General features: G+C 68.5%; 18 protein-coding genes and 2 tRNA genes. 9 read left to right on the top strand and 11 right to left on the bottom strand.

The features are described from left to right. Nucleotides 1–137 precede the first annotated feature (137 nt). From BJY22_RS34465 to BJY22_RS34455, 3 genes are all read right to left on the bottom strand, one after another. A complete protein-coding gene (locus BJY22_RS34465) occupies nt 138–1346 on the bottom strand; it encodes an MFS transporter (protein WP_167215472.1) in 1209 nt (402 codons plus the stop codon). A 75-nt stretch (nt 1347–1421) separates the two neighbouring features. After that, nucleotides 1422–3206, bottom strand: a complete 1785-nt coding sequence (locus BJY22_RS34460) for a vWA domain-containing protein (protein ID WP_167215469.1) — start codon at nt 3204–3206, stop codon at nt 1422–1424. Between the two features lie 7 nt (nt 3207–3213). Further along, on the bottom strand, nt 3214–4275 hold the full coding sequence (locus tag BJY22_RS34455) for an ATP-binding protein (RefSeq protein WP_167215466.1): 1062 nt from the start codon (nt 4273–4275) through the stop codon (nt 3214–3216). Between the two features lie 162 nt (nt 4276–4437). Here BJY22_RS34455 and BJY22_RS34450 point away from each other — a divergent pair, with 162 nt between their 5' ends. The 4 genes from BJY22_RS34450 to BJY22_RS34435 all read left to right on the top strand — a co-directional run bounded on the left by BJY22_RS34450 (nt 4438) and on the right by BJY22_RS34435 (nt 9799). Continuing rightward, nucleotides 4438–6285, top strand: a complete 1848-nt coding sequence (locus tag BJY22_RS34450) for a phage tail protein (RefSeq protein WP_167215463.1) — start codon at nt 4438–4440, stop codon at nt 6283–6285. A gap of 238 nt (nt 6286–6523) precedes the next feature. After that, nucleotides 6524–7699 carry a globin domain-containing protein gene (locus BJY22_RS34445; protein ID WP_167215460.1) on the top strand — a complete coding sequence of 392 codons (1176 nt, stop codon included), beginning with the start codon at nt 6524–6526 and terminating at the stop codon, nt 7697–7699. Beyond that, on the top strand, nt 7696–8334 hold the full coding sequence (locus tag BJY22_RS34440; protein WP_167215457.1) for a DivIVA domain-containing protein: 639 nt from the start codon (nt 7696–7698) through the stop codon (nt 8332–8334). The genes BJY22_RS34445 and BJY22_RS34440 overlap by 4 nt, the downstream gene beginning before the upstream one ends. 121 nt (nt 8335–8455) lie before the next feature. Continuing rightward, nucleotides 8456–9799 (top strand): nitric oxide synthase oxygenase, encoded by a 1344-nt coding sequence (locus tag BJY22_RS34435; protein ID WP_337759723.1) that lies wholly within the window; start codon nt 8456–8458, stop codon nt 9797–9799. A gap of 364 nt (nt 9800–10163) precedes the next feature. Here BJY22_RS34435 and BJY22_RS34430 read toward each other — a convergent pair. Continuing rightward, nucleotides 10164–10237: transfer RNA gene (locus BJY22_RS34430), tRNA-Gly, on the bottom strand. Between the two features lie 107 nt (nt 10238–10344). On the opposite strand from BJY22_RS34430, the gene BJY22_RS34425 reads away from it, so the two are divergent. The 5 genes from BJY22_RS34425 to clpX all read left to right on the top strand — a co-directional run bounded on the left by BJY22_RS34425 (nt 10345) and on the right by clpX (nt 15043). After that, a tRNA-Pro gene (locus tag BJY22_RS34425) sits at nt 10345–10417 on the top strand. A 75-nt stretch (nt 10418–10492) separates the two neighbouring features. Further along, complete coding sequence (gene tig / locus BJY22_RS34420) at nt 10493–11899, top strand: trigger factor (protein WP_167215454.1); 1407 nt, start codon at nt 10493–10495, stop codon at nt 11897–11899. Between the two features lie 356 nt (nt 11900–12255). Then, entirely contained in the window at nt 12256–12879 is a 624-nt protein-coding gene (locus tag BJY22_RS34415) for an ATP-dependent Clp protease proteolytic subunit (RefSeq protein WP_167215451.1), read from the top strand. A gap of 28 nt (nt 12880–12907) precedes the next feature. Beyond that, nucleotides 12908–13519 carry an ATP-dependent Clp protease proteolytic subunit gene (locus tag BJY22_RS34410; protein ID WP_167215448.1) on the top strand — a complete coding sequence of 204 codons (612 nt, stop codon included), beginning with the start codon at nt 12908–12910 and terminating at the stop codon, nt 13517–13519. A 225-nt stretch (nt 13520–13744) separates the two neighbouring features. Next, nucleotides 13745–15043, top strand: coding sequence for an ATP-dependent Clp protease ATP-binding subunit ClpX (gene clpX / locus BJY22_RS34405; protein WP_167215445.1), 1299 nt, complete (start codon nt 13745–13747; stop codon nt 15041–15043). Between the two features lie 161 nt (nt 15044–15204). On the opposite strand, the gene BJY22_RS34400 is transcribed toward clpX, so the two are convergent. The 7 genes from BJY22_RS34400 to BJY22_RS34370 all read right to left on the bottom strand — a co-directional run bounded on the left by BJY22_RS34400 (nt 15205) and on the right by BJY22_RS34370 (nt 23738). Beyond that, entirely contained in the window at nt 15205–15918 is a 714-nt protein-coding gene (locus BJY22_RS34400; RefSeq protein ID WP_337759722.1) for a PASTA domain-containing protein, read from the bottom strand. Nucleotides 15919–16002: 84 nt separating this feature from the next. Next, nucleotides 16003–17292, bottom strand: coding sequence for a glutamate-1-semialdehyde 2,1-aminomutase (locus BJY22_RS34395; RefSeq protein ID WP_167215439.1), 1290 nt, complete (start codon nt 17290–17292; stop codon nt 16003–16005). An 18-nt stretch (nt 17293–17310) separates the two neighbouring features. After that, a complete protein-coding gene (locus BJY22_RS34390; protein ID WP_167215436.1) occupies nt 17311–18669 on the bottom strand; it encodes a hypothetical protein in 1359 nt (452 codons plus the stop codon). Continuing rightward, nucleotides 18662–19462, bottom strand: a complete 801-nt coding sequence (locus tag BJY22_RS34385) for an amidohydrolase family protein (protein WP_167215433.1) — start codon at nt 19460–19462, stop codon at nt 18662–18664. Before BJY22_RS34385 ends, BJY22_RS34390 begins: the two co-directional genes overlap by 8 nt. Continuing rightward, complete coding sequence (locus tag BJY22_RS34380; protein WP_167215430.1) at nt 19459–20280, bottom strand: amidohydrolase family protein; 822 nt, start codon at nt 20278–20280, stop codon at nt 19459–19461. The genes BJY22_RS34385 and BJY22_RS34380 overlap by 4 nt, the downstream gene beginning before the upstream one ends. A 160-nt stretch (nt 20281–20440) precedes the next feature. Next, nucleotides 20441–22606: a heparinase II/III family protein gene (locus BJY22_RS34375; RefSeq protein ID WP_167215427.1), complete on the bottom strand. Its 2166-nt coding sequence runs from the start codon at nt 22604–22606 to the stop codon at nt 20441–20443. A gap of 76 nt (nt 22607–22682) precedes the next feature. After that, complete coding sequence (locus BJY22_RS34370; RefSeq protein ID WP_337759721.1) at nt 22683–23738, bottom strand: Gfo/Idh/MocA family protein; 1056 nt, start codon at nt 23736–23738, stop codon at nt 22683–22685. Nucleotides 23739–23740 lie beyond the last annotated feature (2 nt).

Here is a 23740-nt window from a genome sequence, read left to right as displayed (position 1 = left end):
GGCGCACTTTCCAGTATCGCCCAGTAGGTAAGCGCTTGTCCTCCGAATTCCATTCCCGGTCGATGAATTACCACTGGTTGCAATAGGCCGTTGCGGTCCTACGCGGAGACCGGCGGCGGACCTATCGCGGTTCGTTATCAGTGTGGGGACATCGATCGCGCCTCTTCGGGCAGATCGCGCAGCCCGCGGAGCGGGGAGACCGCGGCGACGGCGAGTCCGGCGAGCATGCCGGCGGTGGCGATCAGCAGCGTGGGACGGATCTGCAGGGCTGTCGCGAGCACACCCGAGGCGGCTGCGCCGACGGTCTGGCCGCCGATGACGAGAGTGCGCCACGACGCGGTCACCTGCCCCAGGAGCTGCGGTGGTGCGAGGGACTGCCGCAGGGTGCGCTGCGGGACCGCGAACAGCGCCATACCGATCCCTGCGAAGACCTGTCCGAGGAGGATGAGCGCTGTCTTCCCGGTGAACAGTGCGACGCCGGTGAGCGAAGCCATGAACACGCCGGACAGATAGGAGCGGCCGAGGCCGACACGGCGGCACCAGGCCGTGGCGAAGAACGTACCGGCCACCGCGGCGGCTCCGAACGTGGTGAGGGTCAGTCCGACGAAGGCCGCCGACTTGTGGAGTTCCCGGACCAGGAAGAGGACGATCAGCGGTCCCTGCATCGCTCCGGACATCGCCGCGACACCTGCCGAGACCACGAGCGGCGCGAGCATGCGGTCCCCGAACAGCACCCGCAGCCCCGCCGACAGTCGTACCTCCGACCGCGGCTGCGCCGGGGCACGGGCCGGCTCGCGGATGAGGTACGCCGCGACCGTGGACACGACGTACGACGCAGCGTCCACGAGGATCGCGAACGGTGCCGTGAGCACCTGTACGAGGAAACCCGCGGCAGATGGGCCCAGCGTGGAGGCGAGGTTCAGATTGAGCAGTGCCGCGCTGTTGGCTCGCATCAGGTCCTCACGCGGCACCAGCCGCGGCAGCATCGTCTGGGAAGCGGTGTCGGAGAGCAGAGCGAGTAGTCCGGTCAGTACGGCGACGACGTACAGCTGCTCGATCCGCAGCCATCCCAGCGCCGCTGCCGCGGGCACCGAGCCGAGCAGCAGGAGCCGCCCGACATCGGTCCAGATCAGCACGCGGCGCAGCGACCACCTGTCCACCCAGACACCGGCCAGCAGTCCGAACACCAGGTGCGGTGCGATCGTCAGCGCGGACAACGCACCCATCTGCACGGCCGAGGCCTGCAGGTTCACGACAGCTACGAGCGGCAGTGCGACCGTGGTGACCGCGCTGCCGGACGCGGACACCAGTTGCCCGATCCACAGCTTCCGGAATTCGCCTCTCACGATCCATGCCATAGAGGGGAACCTGTCACCCGGGCGGTCCGCGGACTACGCGTGTTCGCCCGGAGCAGACGCGCTTCACTCCACGCGAAAGACAGGACCCCTGGCGGTGAAGGGCAGCGATGCGCCGCGGGGGATCAGCCAGGCGTGCTCCCGCCGTACCCGGACGACGTCGCACTGCCCGTCGGTGATGAGCAGGATCGGGCCGTGGGCCGGGAAGTCGTCCGCCCGCTCGAGCAGGTCCACCCCGGGCTGTAGAACGGTCCCACCGCGGCCATGGACCTTCGTCCGTCCGGCGATGTCGTCCACCGGCAGGTAGCCGGCGTCGTACGCCGCCGCGTCGCAGTACACCACCCGCGCGGCCGGGACATCGCGGGCGCGTGAGTACGACGCGATCGCGCCCAACGCCTTCCCGAGCAGCTCGCGGTCCATCGAGCCGGAGGTGTCGAGCACCACGCCGTACGTCGGGAGCCGTTCCAGTTCGACCGGGCGGATCCAACCGGGGCGCGGGATGTCCGGCGTACCGGACTGGCGTCGGGAAGCACGTGCGTACGTGCGGGCCTTCTCGACGGCGGGTACGTGTTCCTCGAACCAGCGGGCGAGCTGTGCGTCCCAGGCGAGCGGCGGGTGGTCCAGCGCGCGGATCTCCTCGACCAGGCCGGCTGGAAGCGTGCCGCGGCTGGAGTCGTGGTATGCGAGACCGGTGCTCAGTGCGCGGCGGTAGATGTCGTCCAGACCGGCGGACCGAGCAGCCTCACCCGCGTGCGGCAGCGGGTGGCCGAGTACGTCGCCCAGGCCGACGCCGCGCAGCGTCGCGAGCTTGCGGTAGCGGCGGAGGTCGGTGGCGATGCGGTCGTACACCTCCTCGGCCGACATGCCCTTCAGCGTCGGGTCGTGGAGCGCGCCGTCGGGCATGGTGCCGACGCCCATCTCCAGGAGCCAGCCGTTGATCACCAGGTCGGCCGCGACGTTCCACAGGTACGGGTCGCGGCCGCCCACGCGTTCGCCGTGCCGCAGGGCGGCGTGCAACATCTCGTGAGCCATGACGAACCGCCACTCGCTGAGCGTGAGGCTGGTCAGCGGGTTGATATAGATCTCTCCGGCGGCCGCGTTCACCGCTGCGGTGTGGATGTTCCAGCCGCGGGCGAGCTCCGCCTCGGCCACGATGGTCATGCTCGACGCGATCGCACCGAGCAGCGGGTACGACGAGACGAACCAGCCGAGCGCCAGCTCCCACGTGTCACGTCCGCCTCGTGACGCGCTCAGCGACGAGCGGGCACCACCTGCCACGTCGACAGCGGCTGCCGCCGCGGCTGACAGCCCAGCTGCGAACAGCTCGCTCCAGTTCGGCGGCTTGCCCCAGCCGTTCCAGCGGGCCGCTTCGACGTCAGGTGCGTGACCAGCCACGCCGAGACCTTCGTACTCCGCCGGTACGCCGGAACGCTGCCAGAGCCGCGCCAGCGCGTCCTCCTCCAGGCTGGGGAAGTCCTGTGGCAGCTCGACGACCGGCGTACCGAGCTTGAGGGACTGCAGGAAGCGGTTGACCGCAACGTCGTTCGCGGCGCCGGCTGCCTGGTCCGGCTGTGGCAGGTCACGCTCGCCGTGGCCGAGACCGAGGTGGATCAGCAGGTGCGCGAAGACCCACGCCCACTCGTCCGGGGTCGCCCGGCGGGTGCGGTGCGTGCGGATCTGACCGTTCGAGTCGATCGTCGCCCAGGCGTCGGCGGGCGTGCTGTCGTCGCGGACCGGGTCACCGGTCCGGTCGGTCATCGGTGCGAACAGCGGGTGCTGGACGATCGTCGTCCAGCCGGCCTGGATCGCCTCCCAGGCCGGGTCGCGCTGCGCCTTCCTCCGCTTGGGCATGCGTCGCTCAGGCCCGTGCTGCGACCAGCCGCGGCAGGTCGCGGCTGACCTCGACCAGGAACCACGTCGGCAGGACAGGACGGCCGTCGTCGTCCGAGGCGATTACCAGCTGCGCCACCTCCAGCGAGATCTCTGCCAGCTCGACCAGCAGTGCCTTGCCGCGGTGCGCGAGCTGACGGGCTGCAGGGCTCGCGGACGCCTTGTCGGCGGCCAGTTCCTTGATCAGCCGGGCCCGGAACGTCTCCGCCAGGAAGTACAGCAGGTCGCGATCCTCCGGTGCGGCCGGCCAGCCGGTCTCGCCCTTGAGGACGGCGTCCAGTCCGAACGCGTGCCGCACCGTCTTCACATAGGCGCGAAACGCCGACGCGTGCGCGGCGGACAAGGTGCCGAAGGCAAGGACCCGCAGTGTCTCGTCGGAGATGTCGTCGCCGTACGAGTGCAGGGCGTCGGACAGCATGTGCCAGCTGCGCGGCGTGGAGAACGGCTCCTCGGTCTTCGGCGGTGCCGTCCACAGGTGATCGGGGCGGTTGCGCAGGTATTCCAGTACCCACGCGTGGATGCCCGCCGTACCGGCCCACTGGAGCCAGTCGCTCGCGGACGCGCGCAGGTGGATGTGGACGAGCCGGTTCACCAGGGCGCTCGCCATAGGACGGGCCAGGGCGTTGTCGGTCGCGCGGTTGCCGGCGCCGATCACCACCGACCCTTCGGGCAGCTCGTACTCACCGATGCGACGGTCCAGGATGAGCGAGTAGAACGCCTTCTGCACCTCGGCGGAGGAGGCGTTGAGCTCGTCGAGGAACAAGCAGTACGGCTGGTCGCGCGCGATCGCCACGGGCGGTGCGAACCGGCTGCGTCCGTCGACGATCTGCGGTACGCCGATGAGGTCCTCGGGCGCCAGCTGGGTCCCCAGGAGCGTGACGCACTCCAGACCGAGCGATTCCGCGAACGCCCGCACCAGACTGCTCTTCCCGATCCCTGGTGCGCCCCAGAGGAAGACCGGGCGTACCACCGCCACATGCAGCAGTACTTCTGGCAGCTCGGCCGCCGATACCGTGATTCCCGCCTGCATCCGTTCCTTTCCCTGCCGACCGTTTGTCAGCCTTTCAGGATCCTCTTGGCGTCACGGTGTGTCACCTGGTTTTCGGACGGCGCTTCCGTTACTGGCGGTTACTCACTAGGGTGCGGGCCGTTGTCCTGGAAGTACTGGGGGGTTCTCGTGCTGGGTTTTCGTGTGAAAGCGGCCGCTGTGTGCGCCGTCGTACTGCTGCCGTTGACGGCGGCACAGGCAGGCGCTGCCGATCCGCCGGCGCACCTGGGGGAGGGCGTGCTGGTTCCTGGGCGTACGGCGGTCGACGTGGGCCTGTCCGGCACCCGCGTGGTCGTTTCGAACCCGGTCTACGAGACGAGCGACAACGGGACCACCTGGACTGCTTCGGGAGGCTCCAACGACGGCAAGTCGCTGCAGGTGGAGGGGGCCGCGCTGCTGACGTTCGACGCCGGTACTGCGAAGGTCGGCGGGCTCACGTTCCCGGCAGCGGACGAGGTGGTGCTGGGGAAGGGCGGCAAGCTCGTCTCGCATCGTGCGGCGAGCGCTGCGACCGCAGCGGTGTACGACGTGGCCAGCAAGACCAAGGTGGCTGACGTGGCCCCGCCGTTCGCGCTGTCCGGCGACACGGTGTGGAAGGTGACGCAGCCAGGTCATCTCGACGGTAAGAACCTCACCACTGGTGTCGTGAAGACGGTCCTGGTCGCCAGCGCGTGCTCTGTGGGAGCAGGCGGGGTGAACGGCCGCTGGGCGGTGCTGAGCGGCTGCAACCAGGTCGTGGACGTCAACGGGCCGCAGCCGCCACGCAATCTGACCGTTGCGGCGGACTCCCAGCTGGGCAACGGATTCGCGGTGCAGACGTCCGGCTCCGACCTGCTGGTGACAGACCTGAACGACCCGGCACTCGGACAGCGCCGCTATGGGCCGATCCGCACTACTACCCCCAGCTTCCGTGCGGACGGCTCCGGGCAGGCGAAGATCGTGTACGCCGACGCGCTCAGCAAACCACGTGTGATCACGCTGGGCTGGCTGACCGCGGACCCGCAGCAGCACCCCGACAGCGTCGCGCCCGTACTGAGGAGCGCCTCGGCCGGCGACCGCATCCGCGACAACACCAGCCTGTCGTTCGAGTGGGCGTACGACGACCCGCAGGACCCGAACTCACCAGCGACCGGCGTGGACAGCTACGACCTGCGCTACCAGCAGCGCCCCAACCGCACGTCGCCGTACGGCGCCTGGCTCCAGCCGCCGGCGTGGCAGGGCCTGAAGACGACCGGTGCGAGCTTGACCGCGCCGGTCGGTACGGATACGTGCTGGCAGGTGCGTGCGCGCGACTACGCCGGCAACGTGAGTGCCTGGAGTACGTCGTACTGCAGCGAGGTGGACGGTACTGCGCCGTCACTGGTGACGTGGCGGATCGGTGACCGCGTCCAGCTGAGCGGCTCCGCCACGGTGCGCTGGGCGTACAAGGACGACACCGACATCGCGTCGTACGACGTGGTCTACAAGGTCGCCGCACCGGGTGTCGCGTTCGGCAAGTGGATGTATCCAGCGGTCTGGCAGGGCACCCGCATCACCGCGATCACCTGGGCGCCGCGTCTCGGCTGGGACGAGTGCTTCATGGTCCGCGCCCGCGATTACCTGGGCAACTTGTCCGCTTGGTCCGCGCCCATCTGCTCGGTGGCCCCTGAGGACGACCGTGCTCTGACGTCGGCCGGCAGTGTCACCCGTTCGACGAGCACACTGGCGTTCCAAGGCACCACGAGCATCCTGCGCGCCAACGGTGCCTACCTCACGAAGGCTACCGAGGCCGGTCTCCGGATCGCTCTGGTCGCTATCCACGGTCCTGGCCAGGGCCGAGTGGACATCTACCACGCCAACATCAAGGTCGGCACGGTCTCGCTGGCCGCGACCACCACCAGCCGCAAGGTCACCTACCTTCCCATCACCCCCTTCCGCACCGGTTCTCTCAAGATCGTCTCCACCTCCACAGCCCCGGCCGTCGTCGACGGCATCGCCTTTCTCCGCGCCTGACAGGAATTTCGGCACCTGTTGGTCCGGTTCGCGGTTTAACCCGTGGGACCGCGGGTAGGTTCGCGGCGGGAGACCAGACGGAGGACTGATCGACTCGGGGATAGAACTGGGAGGGAAACCCTTGTCAACGCAGTGTCCGTCGGCTGAAAACGCCGACGTCCGGCAGTACCTGGTGCCCTCAGACTGGCTGTCCGTTCCGCTCGAGGAGCTGCCCGCTCGAGCCGGATAACGACGCCCGATGGATGCCCATGCCCTCCAGCGCAGCTGGGACCGGGTGACGGAGCACGGAGAACAGGTACCGCTCTACTTCTACTCACACCTGTTCGTGTCCTATCCCGAAGTACGGTCGATGTTCCCGCTGTCCATGTCCAGCCAGCGGGACAAGTTCGTCAGCGCGCTCGGCCGGATCGTCAGCCACGCCGACCAGATCGAGAACGACGCCGCCTTCGTGCAGCACCTCGGCCGCGACCATCGCAAGTACGCCGTCGTCGCGGACCACTACAACGCGGTCGGCGCCTCGTTGTGCGCGACGCTGAAGCACTTCCTAGGACCCGAGTGGGACGAGGAGCTCGCCGCGCAGTGGACAGCGGCCTACCAGGTGATCGCGCGGATCATGGTCGAGGCGGCGGAGACGTCCTCGGAGGTCAACCCCGACTGGTGGGACGCCGACGTGCTCTCGGTCGAACGGCGGACCATGGACCTCACGCTGCTGACGGTGCGGCCGCGGCGTGAGTTCCAGTTCCTGCCCGGCCAGTCGGTGTCGATGGAGATCCCGCAACGGCCCAGGCTGTGGCGGTACTTCAGTCCGGCCAACGCGCCGCGCCGGGACGGTTCGATCGACCTGCACGTGCAGCAGATCGACGGTGGTCAGGTGAGTCCGGCCGTGGTGCGGACGCTGAAGGTCGGCGACGTCGTGAAGCTCGGGGCGCCCGTCGGCGAGCGGCTGACGCGGCGAGCCGACGACGTACGGGATCTCCTGATGGTCACCGGTGGAACCGGTCTGGCTCCGCTGCTCGCAGTACTCGAGCAGATCGACAACGAGTGGGAACGGTCGCGCACCGCCCCGCGGGTCCATCTGCTGCACGGTGTCCGGATGCCGTGGCACCTGTACGAACGCCCACGGCTGCGCGAGCTCGCGCAGACGCGGCCCTGGTTCGACTACACGGAGGTCGTGTCGGACGACGCGTCCTATCCCGGCACGCGCGGGAAGGTCGGAACGGTCGCGGCCCGGCAAGACCTCTACGGGCGTATGGCGATGGTGTGCGGCGGCCCCCAGATGGTCGCGCACACGCTGGAGCGACTGGCCGGCGCGGGAATGGACCCGCAGCACATCAAGTACGAGCACTTCTACTACGCGGCCGGGGGCGAGCACACGCCCGGTCCGGCGCTGACCAGGTCAGGAGACAACAAGTGACGAACGGAAAGCACCGCCACGGCTCTCCGCAGTACCGCACACCCGAGGCGATCCGGGGCGAGACGTTCCGGCGCCGATTCCGGGGACTCGATGCGGACGAGGTGTACGGGTACATCGATCTGCTCGCCGACCAGGTGCACGCGACGGCGCGGGACATCACCGAGTGCCGGTCCGAGAACGAACGACTCCAGGCGGAGCTGCGGCGCTCCCGGACGGAGCTGCAGCGCGTGCAGGCGGAGCTGGACGAGTACGAGCAGGTCGGCGAGCGCGTGAACGAGCAGATCGTCGAACTGTTCAGCCAAGCGCAGCTGGTGGCCGAGGAGATGGTGCAGGACGTGAGCCGGGACGCCCGCGAACGCATCAGCCAGGCGCGCGCCCACGAACGCAGGATCGTTGAGGAGGCGATGGACACGGCCGGGCAGCGGGTGCGTACGTACGCGCAGACGGCCCAGGAGCGGATGCAGTCGATCGTAGACTCGTTCGCGACCGAGGTCGACCGGTTGGGGAGTGCGCCGCAGGCCGGCGTGCCGGGTGCCGCGGTGCCGCGGCAGAACGACGCCTGGTTCGACGACATGAGCGACTGGCAGGTCCGCCTGCGGAACGGCAGCGGCCCGGAGTCTCCCGGCGCGGACTGAGCTCGTGCGAACGCTTCCGAGAACCGCCCGGTCGGAACGCGAACACCTCTCCAGTCGACGGTCTGCACGCGCATCACGGCCCTCGGCCGGGCTGCTCGCTCTGCCGCTCGTAGTGCTCGGGGTGGCCGCCGTACTCCTCCTTGGCCGGACAGTGCCGACCGCCGTCGCGGTGGCGCTCAGTCTGGCGCTGTTGTGCGTGGCCGTCGGATTCTGCGCTCGCCACGTTGTCCGCGCACGGCTGAAGGTCGATGACCTGCCAGCGGGTCGCCGTACGGCGTCTGCGTGTCCCGTGAAGGTCCTGCCGACGCAGGATGTGCCCGATGCGGTGCCGGTGGATGCCGCCGTCGAGACGCTGCGGGCCGCGGCGAAGGAGTTCCTGGAACTCTTCTATGGAGAGAATCCGCAGGCCGGCCCGATGGAACCCCGGTTCGCCGAGGTGATGCGCGAGATCGACCTCACCGGGACCTACTGGCACACCGCCGAGGAGCTGACCTTCGGCGCCCGCGTCGCGTGGCGCAACAACAAGCGCTGCATCGGCCGGCTGTACTGGCGCAGCCTGCAGGTCCGCGACCTGCGCGCGGTCGCCGACGCCGGCGGCGTTGCCCGGCACTGCTTCGACCACCTGCGCGCCGCGCACAACGGCGGCAAGATCCGGCCGATGATCAGCGTGTTCGCCCCCGAGACGCCGACCCGCCCGGCGCCCCGGATCTGGAACGAGCAGCTCATCCGGTACGCCGGGTACGAGCAGCCGAACGGGCGAGTCCTGGGGGACCCGCGGTACCGCGCCTTCACCAGCAAGCTGATGCAGCGCGGCTGGCGGCCGCCTGATCGGCTCGGAGCGTTCGACGTACTCCCGCTCGTCGTGGAGACCGTCGAGGAGGGGCCGCGGATGTTCCAGTTGCCCCAGCAGACCGTTCACGAGGTACCGCTCGAGCACCCCGAGCTGTTGTGGTTCGCGGACCTGGGGCTGAGGTGGCACGCAGTACCGGTCATCAGCAACAACCGGCTGGTCATCGGCGGTGTCTCGTACCCGGCCGCGCCGTTCAACGGCTGGTACATGGGCACCGAGATCGGGGCGCGCAACCTGGCCGACAGCGACCGCTACGACCTGGTCCCGGAGGTCGCGCAACGGATGGGCCTGGACACCTCACACGAGGCGACCCTCTGGCGGGACCAGGCGCTGGTCGAGATCAACCGCGCCGTCCTGCACTCGTTCCAGACGAACGGCGTGACCGTCACCGACCACCACACCGAGACCCGGAGATTCCTCACCCACCTGGAACGAGAGGAACGCGCCGGCCGCACCTGCCCCGCCGACTGGAGCTGGATCGTCCCACCCCTCTCCGGAGCCCAGACCCCCGTCTTCCACCGCTACTACGACACCACCACCCAACACCCCACCTTCACCACCGACCCCGAAGCCACCTGCCGCTCCCTCCAAGGCGGCCCACCCGCCTTCCCCTGAACCACCCCACGAACGCTCCTCGGTGGCCCTGCCGGTCAGTGCTCAACGACCTGGGCGCCGCATCACGGGGCTCCTACATCTCACCTTTGGCCTGGTCGTTCAGTTCGTCGAGCAGGCCGGTGTACTCGACCCAGTCATCAGCGGCCAGCCGCTGCATCAGAACCGCGGCTTCCCCGAACCGTCGAGTCGTGGAGAATGGCCAACTTCGGCGACCCGGATCCACGACTCGGCAGACAGGCAGCAACCATTAGCCACGACTCGCCGCGCAGCGGAGCCCAGACGCGGACACCACTCCAGAGGTTCTCCCGGGCAAGCGAAAGGCCCAGGCTTGAGGCTGTTGCCTCTGACCTGGGCCCATCGTGTCTGGAGCGGGTGACGAGAATCGAACTCGCGTAGCCAGTTTGGAAGACTGGGGCTCTACCATTGAGCTACACCCGCGGTGCTCGGACATGATTCCACATGGACCCCTTTGGACTCAAAACGACTTTCGGAGGGGGCGGTGGCGCGAGCATTGGGTTGGGGCGGCTAGACTCGTGCGGTCACTGCGGGGCGTAGCGTAGTGGCTAGCGCGCCTGCTTTGGGAGCAGGAGACCGCAGGTTCGAGTCCTGTCGCCCCGACAAACCCCTGCTGTATCGCTGCGTCGTGGGCCGGCCCACTACGCACATGTCACCGAATCAAGGAGAACCGCCACCGTGAAGAGCACCGTCGAGTCCTTGAGCCCGACCAAGGTCAAGCTCATCGTCGAGGTGCCGTTCGAGGAGCTCAAGCCGAGCCTCGACGCGGCGTACCAGAGCATCGCCCAGCAGATCGTCGTCCCCGGCTTCCGCAAGGGCAAGGTGCCGCCGCAGGTGATCGACCAGCGCGTCGGTCGCGGGCCGGTGCTCGAGGAGGCGATCAACGACGCGCTCCCGAAGCTGTACTCGCAGGCGGTCAGCGACAACCAGGTCAAGGCGATCGGCCGGCCCGAGGTCGACGTGACCGAGTTCAACGACAAGGAGAGCCTGCAGTTCTCCGCCGAGGTCGAGGTCCGCCCGGAGATCACCCTGCCGGACCTGGAGGGCCTCGAGGCCGAGGTCGAGGACATCGCGATCGCCGACGACGAGGTGAACGAGCAGATCGAGGCGCTCCGCCAGCGGTTCGGCTCGCTGAACCCGGTCGAGCGCGCGGTCGCCGACAACGACTTCATCACCATCGACCTGTCGGCCAGCAAGGACGGCGAGAAGGTCGAGGAGGCGCAGGCGACCGGCCTGTCGTACCAGGTCGGCAGCGGTCAGCTGCTCGACGGCCTGGACGAGGCGGTCATCGGCCTGAGCGCCGGCGAGAAGAAGACCTTCGTCACCCAGCTGGTCGGCGGCGCGCTGAAGGGTGAGGACGTCGACGTCGAGGTGACCGTGACCGCGGTCAAGGAGCAGGAGCTGCCGGAGTTCGACGACGAGTTCGCGCAGACCGCGTCGGAGTTCGACACCGCCGACGAGCTGAAGGCCGACGTACAGGCCCGGCTGGAGCGCGGCAAGCGGCTCGAGCAGGCCGGCGAGGCCCGCGACGCCGTGCTCGAGAAGATCCTCACGCTGGTCGACGTACCGGTCCCCGAGGGCCTGCTGACCGACGAGCTCGCCGCCCGCAAGGAAAACCTGGAGCAGCAGCTCGGGTACTCCGGGATGACCATGGAGCAGTTCCTCGAGGGCGAGGAGCAGACCCAGGACGAGTTCGACGAGGACCTGAAGAAGCGCTCCGAGGACGCCATCAAGGCGCAGTTCGTGCTGGACCTGGTGGCCGAGCAGCAGGAGCTGAGCGTCAACGACCAGGAGCTCACCGAGCACATCGTCCGGCACGCGCAGCGGTCGGGCGTCAGCCCGGACCAGTTCGCCCAGCACGCGGTGGAGAACAACCTGGTCCCGAGCCTGGTGTCCGAGGTCGTCCGCGGCAAGGCGCTGGCCTACCTGGTGGAGAACGCCAAGGTCACCGACGCCTCCGGCAACACGGTCGAGCTGAAGACGCTGCAGCCGGACGGCTCGTACGCCGACCCGGAGGCCGCCGACGCCGGCGAGGCCACCGAGTCCGCCGAGACCGCCGACGAGCCGGAGCCCGCGAAGGCCTGAGCCCGAAGCCGACGACACGGCCCGGATCCCTCGGTGGGTCCGGGCCGTTCGCATGCCGCCGTACGTTCGCGATCGAACTGTAAGAATTCTCGCTTAGCGTGACGGGTACAACGATTTCCGAGAGGGGGACCGGCTGTGGCCGCGCTGCTGCAGGAGCCAGAGGTACGGCGGGACGCCGAGCGGCCCGACCTGCGCGAGGTGCCTGACGAGGCAGCGGCCGACGAGCCGGGATCGGTCGTCCTGTGCAGCTGGTGAAATGCCCGCGAATTCGCTCACAGCAGACGAACGATGCGCCGTGAGCGAACACCTCCGGCCCAGCCTTAGGTCTGTCGCCGCCGACCAGTAATGTCGGGTTCGTGAACGAGACATTTGCAGCCAGCCCCACCGCCGCGGGCGGCAACGGATCCGGCGGACTCGACGACCACATCTACCAGCGCCTGCTGCAGAACCGGATCATCTTCCTGGGGTCCGAGGTTCGCGACGACAACGCGAACGCGATCTGCGCGCAGATGCTCCTCCTCAACGCCGAGGACCCCAACCAGGACATCTGGCTGTACATCAACTCGCCGGGTGGCTCGGTGGACTCCGGCATGGCGATTTACGACACCATGCAGTGGATCTCCAACGACGTCGCCACCGTCGGGATGGGTCTGGCGGCCTCGATGGGCCAGTTCCTGCTCTGCGCCGGCGCGAAGAACAAGCGCTTCGCCCTGCCGCACGCGCGGATCATGATGCACCAGCCGTCCGGCGGTATGGGCGGTACGGCCTCCGACATCAAGATCCAGGCCGAGCAGTCGCTGCACATCAAGGCGCAGCTGTTCCGGCTGATCGCCGAGCACACCGGCCAGCCCCTCGAGCAGGTGGAGAACGACGCCGACCGCGACCGCTGGTTCACCGCCGACCAGGCCAAGGAGTACGGCTTCATCGACCACGTGGTCGCCAGCGCCGCGCAGCTCAGCTCCGGCAGCCCGAACTCCTGACCTCCCACTTTCAGTTAAGGACGCACGAATGAACTACTTCATCCCGCAGTGGGAGGAGCGCACGTCGTACGGCATGCGCCGGATCGACCCGTACACGAAGCTGTTCGAGGACCGGATCATCTTCCTCGGTACGCCGATCACCGACGAGATCGCGAACGCCGTCATGGCGCAGCTGCTGTGCCTGCAGTCGATGGACTCCGACCGCGACATCAGCATCTACATCAACTCCCCGGGCGGCTCGTTCACGGCGCTGACCGCGATCTACGACACCGTCCGCTACATCAAGCCGGACGTCCAGACGGTGTGCCTCGGCCAGGCCGCCTCGGCCGCCGCGGTGCTGCTCGCCGCCGGTACGCCGGGCAAGCGCCTCGCCCTGCCGAACAGCCGGATCATCATCCACCAGCCGGCCACCGAGGGCACCTACGGCCAGTCGAGTGACATCGAGATCCAGGCGAACGAGATCCTCCGGCTCCGTGCGCTGCTGGAGACGATGATCTCCGAGGCCAGCGGCAAGTCGATGGAGGAGGTCTCGCGCGACATCGAGCGGGACAAGTTCCTCACCGCTCAGCAGGCGATCGAGTACGGCCTGATCGACGACGTCCTGCAGACCCTCAAGACCCCGGTCCCGGCCGGCGTCTGACCCCCCGGGCCCGATCGGCGCCGGTCAGGCGGGTAACTGTCTGACCAGCTGTCAAGAGCCTGACGCGTTCGCCACCGGCGTAGTCACAACCCGGTGGCGAGCGCGGTTTTTCGGCCCCGGACGGGGTACCGTCGAAATCGGACCGGGGTATCCATGACCGTCCTGGTCCGTGCGGCCCACGCCCTCTCGGCCCATGGTTCGACTGCATAGAAGGGATCTGCCCCGGTGGCACGCATTGGTGACGGCGGCGACCTGCTCAAGTGCTCGTTCTGCGGCAAGAGTCAGAAGCAGGTCAAGAAGCTCATCGCCGGCCCCGGCGTCTACATCTGCGACGAATGCATCGATCTCTGCAACGAGATCATCGAGGAGGAGCTGAACGAGGGCTCCGAGGTCGGACTCACCGAGCTGCCGAAGCCGCGGGAGATCTACGACTTCCTCAACGCGTACGTCGTCGGTCAGGACGTGGCCAAGAAGGCACTCGCGGTGGCGGTCTACAACCACTACAAGCGGGTCCGCGACGGTCAGGGCGGCTCGAGCGCCGGCCGGCACGCGAAGGACGAGGCCGTCGAGCTGGCCAAGTCGAACATTCTGCTGATCGGCCCGACGGGCTGCGGCAAGACGTACCTCGCCCAGACCCTAGCCCGGATGCTGAACGTCCCGTTCGCGATCGCGGACGCGACGGCGCTGACCGAGGCGGGGTACGTCGGTGAGGACGTCGAGAACATCCTGCTGAAGCTGATCCAGGCGGCCGACTACGACGTCAAGAAGGCCGAGACCGGGATCATCTACATCGACGAGGTCGACAAGATCGCCCGCAAGAGCGAGAACCCGTCGATCACCCGGGACGTCTCCGGCGAGGGCGTCCAGCAGGCGCTGCTGAAGATCCTGGAAGGGACGACGGCCAGCGTGCCGCCGCAGGGTGGCCGCAAGCACCCGCACCAGGAGTTCATCCAGATCGACACCACGAACGTGCTGTTCATCGTCGGTGGCGCGTTCGCCGGCCTGGACCACATGGTCGAGCAGCGGGTCGGCAAGAAGACCCTCGGCTTCAACCCGGTGCGCGAGCCGGAGAAGCCGAAGGAGCTCGGCGGGTACGCCGACGTGATGCCGGAGGACCTGCTCAAGTTCGGGCTGATCCCGGAGTTCATCGGCCGGCTCCCGGTCATCACGACCGTGTCCCCGCTGGACCGCGACGCGCTGATCAAGATCCTCTCGGAGCCGAAGAACGCGCTGGTCAAGCAGTACCGGCGGCTGTTCGAGATCGACAACGTCGAGCTCGAGTTCAGCGACGACGCGGTCGAGGCGATCGCGGACCAGGCGCTGCTGCGCGGCACCGGCGCCCGCGGCCTGCGAGCGATCATGGAGGAAGTCCTCCTGAACGTGATGTACGAGGTGCCCAGCCGTGAGGACGTCGCGAAGGTCGTCGTCACCGGCGAGGTCGTCCTGGAGAACGTCAACCCGACGCTGATCCCGCGCGACCAGATCGAGCGGACCAAGCGCGACCGCCGCGAGAAGAGCGCCTGACAACACTCTGCAGCAGGAGGCCGGGTCCGCCGCGAGGCGGGTACCCGGCCTCCTTCTCGTTTGCGACAGGTAGATGTGCCTGGACGCGATATGAGCAGCCGAGCACCTAGCCGCACGGCCCGACGGTCGACCAGGTGCGGCACCGCGGCCAGTTGCTTGGCTCAGGGGTGGGCGGCGGCCGTGACCGTTACCGTTGCTCCGGGCGTCAGCATCGTGCCTGGCGACGGGGAGACGGCCAGGATGGTACCCGGGATGGAGCCAGGGGACTTTCTGGCCTGAATGCTGGGTTTCAAGCCCAGTGCGGTGAGCCTGTCAGCGTATTCCTCGCCGAAGCGGGCGGCGGGATTCGCTTCGCTGAAGAGAGGCACTGGGACACCGACCGTGTCTGGAACGATCATGATGCGGGCGAGGATGCTGTGGACCTCGTCGGCGTTCGTGGACGACTCCGCCTGGAAGGCTACGTCGAGAGACGGAATGTACACCGTGCCTGAACAGACCGTGAGGGGCGAATCGCCCGTGCAGGTTGTCCGCTGACGCTCGGCTCGCACGCCGTCGAGTTGGAAGGTCTCGTCGGTCTGGAAGCCGATTGGCTTGCCGCTGCGTACCTGTACGCTCTCGACGCCCTTGGGGCGGTTTACGAGACAGAGGTCCTGGGGGCCCGCGTCGATGATGACTGTGTCCTTCTGCGGCGTTCCGCAGCCCAGCTGGTTCCTGGCCCATTGCTCGGGAACGGCGATGGCGGCGTGACCGATGCCCACGAGTCGCGTCGCGGCAGGCGCTGTAGGTGCCGAGGCGGCCGGCGGCGCGGGGTTCGTGAAGCTGGGGCCGCCCGCGAGCAGCATCGTCCCGCCTACTGCCGCTACCGCAGCTGCCACGCCGCCAGTTTTTCGCATGTTTCCCCGCGGCACTTCTTAGACACCATCTCCGCCACCAGGACGTCCATGGAGAAGTGACTGCTCCTACAGGGAGGATAGTACTGAGTCTGCTGCCGCAATAGTTTCGTCGACCTGGTCTGCAGTGTGCTCGGTGGACAGGAACCACAGGCCGCGCGGGACGATGTTGATCCCGGCGGCGAACAGCCCCGCGTGGAACCGGGCCATCGCGCCTCGGTCACAGGCAGCGAACGAACGGTAGTCGGTGACCGCGGCCTGGTCCGTGATGTACGTCTGGAACACCGGACCGGGCCCGTCGACGAGCAGCGGTACGCCGTGGCGCTCCGCCGCTTTCCGCAGCCCGTCCATCAACCGCAGGCCGGCCGCGTTCAGCGGGGGATAGACGGCGGAGCGGTTCTCGTCGAGATGACGCAGTACGGCGTCCGCTGCCGCCATCGCAACCGGGTGGGAGTTGAAGGTCCCCGCGTGCGCGACCTTCCCGTTGGCGATCGATCCCATCACCTCGCGCGAGCCGACCAGCGCGGACACCTGCATGCCGCCGGCCATCGCCTTCCCGAAGGCCGCCAGATCGGGGACGACGCCCAGCAGTTCGCCTGCTCCACCGGGCGCCACGCGGAATCCGGTGATGATCTCGTCGAAGATCAGCAACGACCCGTGCTGCCGCGTGAGCTCGCGCAGTCCTTCGAGGTAGCCGGGCTGCGGGGTGATGCAGCCGGTGTTGCAGAGCAGCGGTTCGAGGATGACCGCGGCGATCTCGTCCCCGCACTCCTCCAGTACCGACGCGACGGCCGGAAGATCGTTGTACGGCAGCACGATCAGGTCGTCGGCGTCGTGCCGCGGCTGGCCCGCCGTACCGCCGACCGCTGTGGGGTGCCGGGCGTCACCGGCCAGCGCCAGGTCCGGATGCACGCTGTACAGCACCGGGTCCAGCCACCCGTGGTAGTTCCCCTCGAACTTCACGATCTTCGGCCGTCCGGTGTGTCCGCGAGCCAGTCTGATCGCTCCGTGCACCGCCTCCGAGCCGACGCTGTTGAACCGCACCAGCTCCGCCGCCGGGATCATGCTGCACAGGCGTTCCGCCACCTGTGCCTCCAGCTCGTGCTGCGCCGCGTAGGCGACACCACGGCGTACCTGAGCGGACACCGCGTCGGCGACCAGCGGTGCAGCGTGCCCCAGGAGGTTCGGGCCCTGGCCGAGGACGTAGTCGAGGTAGCGGTTGCCGTCCACGTCCCACAGCTCCGCGCCGCGGGCATGGTCCACGAACAGCGGCCGGTCGGCGCGGCGGGCGTCGCTGGACACGCCACCCGCAATCACCTGCTTGGCGCGCGCGTAGAGCCGGTCGGCTTGTGTGTGCACAGCTACCTCCAAGGGCGGTCAGTCGAGCTTCTCGGTCAACAGCCGGAACTGCTGGCGTGGCCGGCCGCCGCCGGTGGAGCGTGCCGGAGGCAACGGCCAGGCGAGGCCTGCGTCGACCAGCTCCTTCAGCATGCGGCGGCCGGTGCGCTGGGTGACCTGCATAATCGAGGCGACGCTTTCGACGTCTACGACGACCTGCCGGCCCGGCGCCGGGCTCATGGCGGAGGCGATCGACGTGACGATCTCCAGCGCCCGCTGGTCAATTGGCGACGTACCGTCGACCGGTGCCGAGTCAGTCGTCGCCGGCCCCGGTTCGAGGTCCAGGCGGTCGCTGCCGCCGTCCAGGTACACCGCGACCTTGCCGCCGGCCGCAACAGACTCCTCCACAGCCAGGAGTGCGTTGGCCTCCGCAGCACGAGCAGTCTGTCCGGTCCCAGCGCCTACAGCGACAGGTACGCCGAGCTGCGCGGTCAGTGCACCCAGGAAGGGAGCTACTGCGAACTGCTCGGTCAATCGCACCAGTGCGCCGTACGTCGTGGTGACGAGGAAGAGGGTGTCGGACCGACGTGTCACCGACGCGCCGACCTGACGTGCCTCGGACAACAGCTTCTGGTGCGTGGACAACGCCAGCTCCTGCTGCCAGTAGTCACCCGACTCAGCACGCGACGGAATCACCTGTACGGCGATCATCGCCAGCTGGTGCGCCCCCATCCGCGTGCCCTGCCCCAGCAGTACCGCGGTCTCCAACGCGTCCCGCACACTCGACCGCGTCGGAGCGATCCGCAGTACCGGTACGCCGTCCGCGCGCAGGTCCCGCTCCACCGACAGGATCGTGGTCAGTGCGACCGTGGTGTGCTGCCGCTCGTACTTCTCCTTGTGGAACGCCGCGAACCCGTCGACCGAGTCGGGTCCCTCGTACGGCACGTCGTACACCTGCGTGGTGTCCAGGCCGATCTCGTCGTACGCCTCGGCAACATCCGCGAGGGAGAGCGAGTCGATGCTGACCCGGCTGAGGTCGACGTCCTTGATCGTCAACGAGGCCCGCAACAGGGCGGCGTACAGCGCGGCACCCGTGAGCGGGAGGTGTGTGGACGGAACGGTGAGCCAGTGGCCGGTCGTCGCCAGGTCGAACGCCCACGGGCCGGGGAACACCGCCGCGTCGATCCGGTCCCGCAGCCGCAGGTACCGTTCCTCGGCCTCGGACAGGTCGTCGTACCCGCCGGTGACGAACCGCACGCCGTGCACGGACCGCTCGGCGACCTCCTGGCCTACCTCCGCCATCGTCTTCACCAGCCGGCGCGGCCCGAACAGGCCCACCGTCACCGACGGCAGCCGCTCGCCGGACACCGCCTCCGGTTGCTGCGCCTCGTCACTCATTGCCAACCCCTCGTTCTCCTGGCAGCGGCCGCCACCGGAACAGCTTGCGGGCGTTCCCGCTGAGAACATCTTGGCGTTGACTCTCCTCCAGCGGTGCGCACACCACCCGGCCGAGCGACATCCGCTGGTCGATGAAGGGGAAGTCCGACCCGAACAGCACCCGTCCGCTGCCCACCTGGTCGACCATCGAGCGGATCAGCGGCCCGGTCATGTGCGAGCCGCACACCTCCAGCCACAGCGACTCGTACCGGCGCGCGGCCGCGATCGCCTCGTCCACACCCGGCGGCGTGATCCCGGCGTGCCCGAGCACCACCGACGTCCCGGGGTACCGCTCCGCGACGGTCTGGAACAGCACCGGGGCGTCGTACGGCGACTGGTGCTCGGAGTGACTGAGGACGGGGCAGCCGGTCGACTCGGCGAACTCCCACACGGCGGCGTACCGCGCGCCGGTCACCGGGTACCTGTGCAGCGTCGGGTGCACCTTGATCCCGACGAACCGCTCGTCGCCCGCGAGCCGCTCGAGCTCCCGCTCCGGATCCTGCCACGGGTTGATCACCGCGTACGCCGCGATGCGGTCGGGGTACGCGTCGACGGCGGCGAGGGACTGTGAATTGCCCAGATGCGCGTCCTGCTGGATCGCGCGGTTCGCGGAGAGGACGGTGACGTCGGTCCCGGTCAGATCCATCACCGCGACCATCGATGCGGCGTCCGACTCGGGGATGAAGAACAGCGAGTACGGGCCGAGGTGCGCGTGCACGTCGACGATCCGGTGCTGCGGCCGGCGCCCGATCACGAGCGTGCTCCCGCGGTACGACGGAACAGGCGGCCGGCGGTCTCCGCGCCGACCAGGTGGACGGTCGCGTCGTCGAGACCGGACCACGCCAGCCGGATGATGCCCTCGCCCGGATCGCGAACGCCTAGGCCGGTCGCGAACACGAGTCGTCCGGCGAGGTTGTTCGCGGCCAGCCATTCGACGCCTTGGTGTGCGGCGAAGTCGACGAGATCGACGTAGACGTTGGGGTTTGCGGCGAGGGCTGCCCAGAGTTCGCGCAGTTTGCGGTAGCCGACGGCGCCGATGACGATCGGTAGTTCCGGGTGGCGGGTCGCGATCGTGGTCAGGTCCGGCCAGGTGATCTCCGCGGCGTCGACGCACAGGGGGAGGCGGTTGGTTTCCAGGGCGGCGTACAGCTCGTCGAGCAGGGCGGGGGAGTAGCCGTGCGAGGTGGGGTGGATACGGAAGGCGGCGACACCGTCGTCGAGGGCTCGGTCGACGAGGGAGGTCAGCGAGTCGAGTTCCCCCGGGGTCGCCGGGACGGCGGTCCAGCAGGCGAGTACACCGCGATCGCCCAGATCATGCGCGACAGCGGACGCCTCGGCATTTCCCCCGATCGGATCATGCAGCCAGGAAGCCATCGCGCTCACCAAGGCGCCGGACAGTGCAAAGCGGTCGAGGTGGGCGGCGATCGCTTCGGGATCCGTGGCCGGCAACAAACTCGCCGGATGCGCCCCCGTCACAACCCGCGCATCAAACCACCCACTCGTCACATCCCCACCCACGACGACGGACCCGCTCGACGCGTTCTCACCCACGACGACCGACTCGCGTGTCACCCCCTCACCCACAACGAGCGCGTCGCGCGCCGCGCCCCGCCCCGTGATGTGTGGGGCGGATGCCGGCTCCGGTGCCGTGGCGTGTGCCGGGTCCAACCCCATGGCGTGCGAGTTGCTTGTCGCGCCGGGACCCGTGGCGTGCGAGGCGTTAGTCGCGTTCTCAGCCATGGCGAGCCTCCTGGCCCGTCTCAGGCCGTCCGAACACAACCCCGTCAACAGTCCAGGGGCCGGCGTGCGGGAGGGTCAGGTGGGACCATTCGTCCTCGGCCACGGCGTCGATCACGATGGTGTTGAGCCGGATCTCGCCGTGGGTACGCACCCAGAGGCTGCAGCGCCCGGAGCAGGTCAGTTCCAGCCGGCCGTCGCGGGCGACGACGTCCACCGGTTCCGACGTACGGAGGAAGCCGCCGAGCTCGTACACACGCCAACCGGTTGCCCAGGACAACTGTCCGGCGACGGTCCGCGTCCAGGTCGACAGGCTGATGCGGTCGACTGTTTCGCCAAAGGTGACCACCAGCTCACCGTCGGCCCGCTCCACCGACACCGTCTCCGGTGAACTCCCGGCGTGAGGGACGAGCAGCGTCGTGAAGCTGCCGGTCGATCGCGTCAGCGTGAGTGAATGCAGCGGACCGTACTCAGCCGTGTGCTGGCCCAGAACTGGACGACGGGCAGTGCCTTCTGTGGTCTGGAAGCTGGTTGATGCGGGATCGCCCGCTTCGATCAGCAGCAGACCCGGTCCGTCGGGCGCAGAGGCGTCGTACGCGAGCTGCCCCACTTGCCGCCACGGATGCACCGCATGCCAACAGGCGCGGAACGTGTGCGGTCCCTCGTCGGCGCGATCCGTGACGACGACGTACGTCGGTTCCTCGCGCACCATCGCGATCGTCCGGGCCTGCTCCAGGCCGTTCCCGTGGTGGCGCCCGGAGAACACGGCAACCACGCCCGTGTCGACCAGAGGATCGACAGCAACGCCACGATCGGTCGACAGCTCCACCTCATCGACGAGGACCGTGTTGTGGCCCCGCCCCGACTGGTACCACGTCTGGTACCCGGGATCGTCGTAGCTCGGTGGACCACCCGCCTCCCACAGCAGCGGCTGCTGCCACCCGTCCAGCACCAGGTCCAGTACGGCGCGATGCGAATGCGACTCCAGCTCGTGCTCGATGTGTGGCCCGTGGTTGATCACGGCCCGCAGTACGTCGCCCCGCAGGATCGTGTACCCCGACTCGGGCAGCACTGTCGCTCGCGGCAACTCAGGCACCGCAGCCTGAGCCGACCACAGCTCCTGACGACCCGGCCACGCAGGGAACGTCGCAACCTCCGCAGCGAACTCCGACGTCGACATCCACTGCGCCGCGACCTGTGCGAGCACAGGATCGTTCAGCAGGTAGCTGCCCCGCAGCAACGACGCGGCCGGCCACTCGATCCCACTGTCCTGCAGATGCGGCAGCCAGCCGCCCGACGACACCAGCTCGCACATCCAGGTGTGCATGGCGGCAAAACGAGGATGTGCCGCCACAGCGGGGTCGATCCGGGCAGCGGTCTGCAGAGCGGTCAACACCATCCTGTGGTACCCAGGTGAGCGCTCGTAGTGCCCACCGTCCGGATAGATGTCCAGCAGGAGGTGCTCCTCGATCCGCTCCCGCGCACGCTCAGCCCACGCTGCCGACTCCACCAGGGACGGCAGTACTGCGCTGAGGTGCAGCAGCTCGGTCGCGCACACCAGCTGCCAGTTGCCGTGCCGGAACACGTCATGCTCGTCGTACGCCCAGCGCGCGCCGCCGACGAGCGTTGCGACGAGCTCACCCCACACCTCGTCGGAGAGCGCTGAATCAGTCAGGACCTCGAGCGTGGGCAGCAGACTGCGACAGCGGGCCCATGTGCCGAGCGAGTACCAGATAACGTCGAGCCCCGGCCATTCACCAGTCACGGAGTCACGCTGTTCCACCCAGTCGTGCAGGTGCTGCTCGAACGCCCGTAGGTACCGCTCGTCACCCGTCAGCAACCACGCCTGCACACCAGGTGCCAGCCAGCCGAGGTAGTGGAACCCGTACAGCTGCGACCGGCCGAGACCCGCACCGGTGACGTCCACACCCTCCACGAGCGCACCTGCACTCTCCAGGACAGCCTCGGCAGCGCGCGTACCCCGTGCAGCCTCAGCCCACTCCGGCAACGGCCAGGCCGGCCGCCTCAGCTGTTCACCCACGAAGGCGCGCAACCCAGCCAGATCAGCAGCAGGCGAACCGAACGCCTTGATGAGGTCGTCCGTCCCGATCCGATTGATCCGCCCGTCGATGTGCCGCGGCTTCTCAGGCCCCAGACTCATCCGCGTCCTCGCTTCGCTCCGGGCGCGGCTGAGGCACAAGGTACGCTGCGTTCTTTGATGAGCTCACTCCGTTCGCTCATGCCGCCCCAGGATCGGCGAGCATCGACACGTCGACCGGCTGACGCGTCTCGATCGACAGGTGCGCAGCCTCGAGTACGGCGGTGACGTTGCGACTGCTCTCGATCGTGATCAACGGCTGGCGGCCGGTGCGGCAGCAGTCGACCCAGTGCGCGATCGCGTCGGCGTACGCACCGGCCGGGACGCCGTGCATGACCCGCTGCAACATGTTCCGCGGGTACGTGTAGCCGTCAGAACGAGCCAGTACGACGTTCTCCTTCTGCCGGTCCACCTGCACGACACCGTCGTCGGTGACGACTGTGACGTAGGAGTCGACCGTTGTCGGGAACGTGTTCGGATAGATCCACGCGGACTCGAACGTCGCCACCGTGCCGCGCGAGTACTCCGCCTGGATCTGGATCGCGTCCGGGGTGTCGATCCCGAGCGACCGGAGCTTGCCCCAGCGCGCGGTCGCGTAGACCCGGCGGACCTGGTCGCGCAGCAGCCACGACACCAGGTCGATGTCGTGACTGGACAGGAACCACGCGCACGTCGTGCGATCGGCCCAGGACAGCATCTCGGTCGGCACGAAGATCGTGTCGTCCTTGCGGGCGTACGCGACGGCGCCGTCGCCGAGCCCGGCGAGCAGCTCGTAGGCCTGCGCGTACGCCGGGACCCAGCGGTGGTTGAACAGGCACATCGCGACCACGTCGTGCTCGCGGATCGCCTTCACGGCGGCATCCGCCTCCGCGACCGACGTCGTCATCGGCTTCTCCACCAGGATGTGCTTCCCGGCCTCCGCGGCGCGCACCATCATCTCGCCGTGCAGGTCGTCGGGGGTGGTCAGCACGACGGCGTCCACCGCGTCGTCGGCCAGCAGGGCTGCGAGGTCGGCGTGGACCGTGGGCCGCGGCGCGCCCCGGCCGGCGATCTCGTCGGCCAGTTGCGCCGCCGAGTCCGCCGACCGGCTGGTCACCGCGGTGATCTCGGCGTCGGCCCGGCCGGACAACGACAACGCGTTGCCCCGGCCCATGATCCCGGCGCCGACGATCCCGATCCGCAGCGTTTCCGTCACGT

Source organism: Kribbella shirazensis (assembly GCF_011761605.1).
In the GTDB taxonomy this organism is placed as follows: domain Bacteria; phylum Actinomycetota; class Actinomycetes; order Propionibacteriales; family Kribbellaceae; genus Kribbella; species Kribbella shirazensis.
This window is presented reverse-complemented; position numbering and strand designations above follow the sequence as displayed.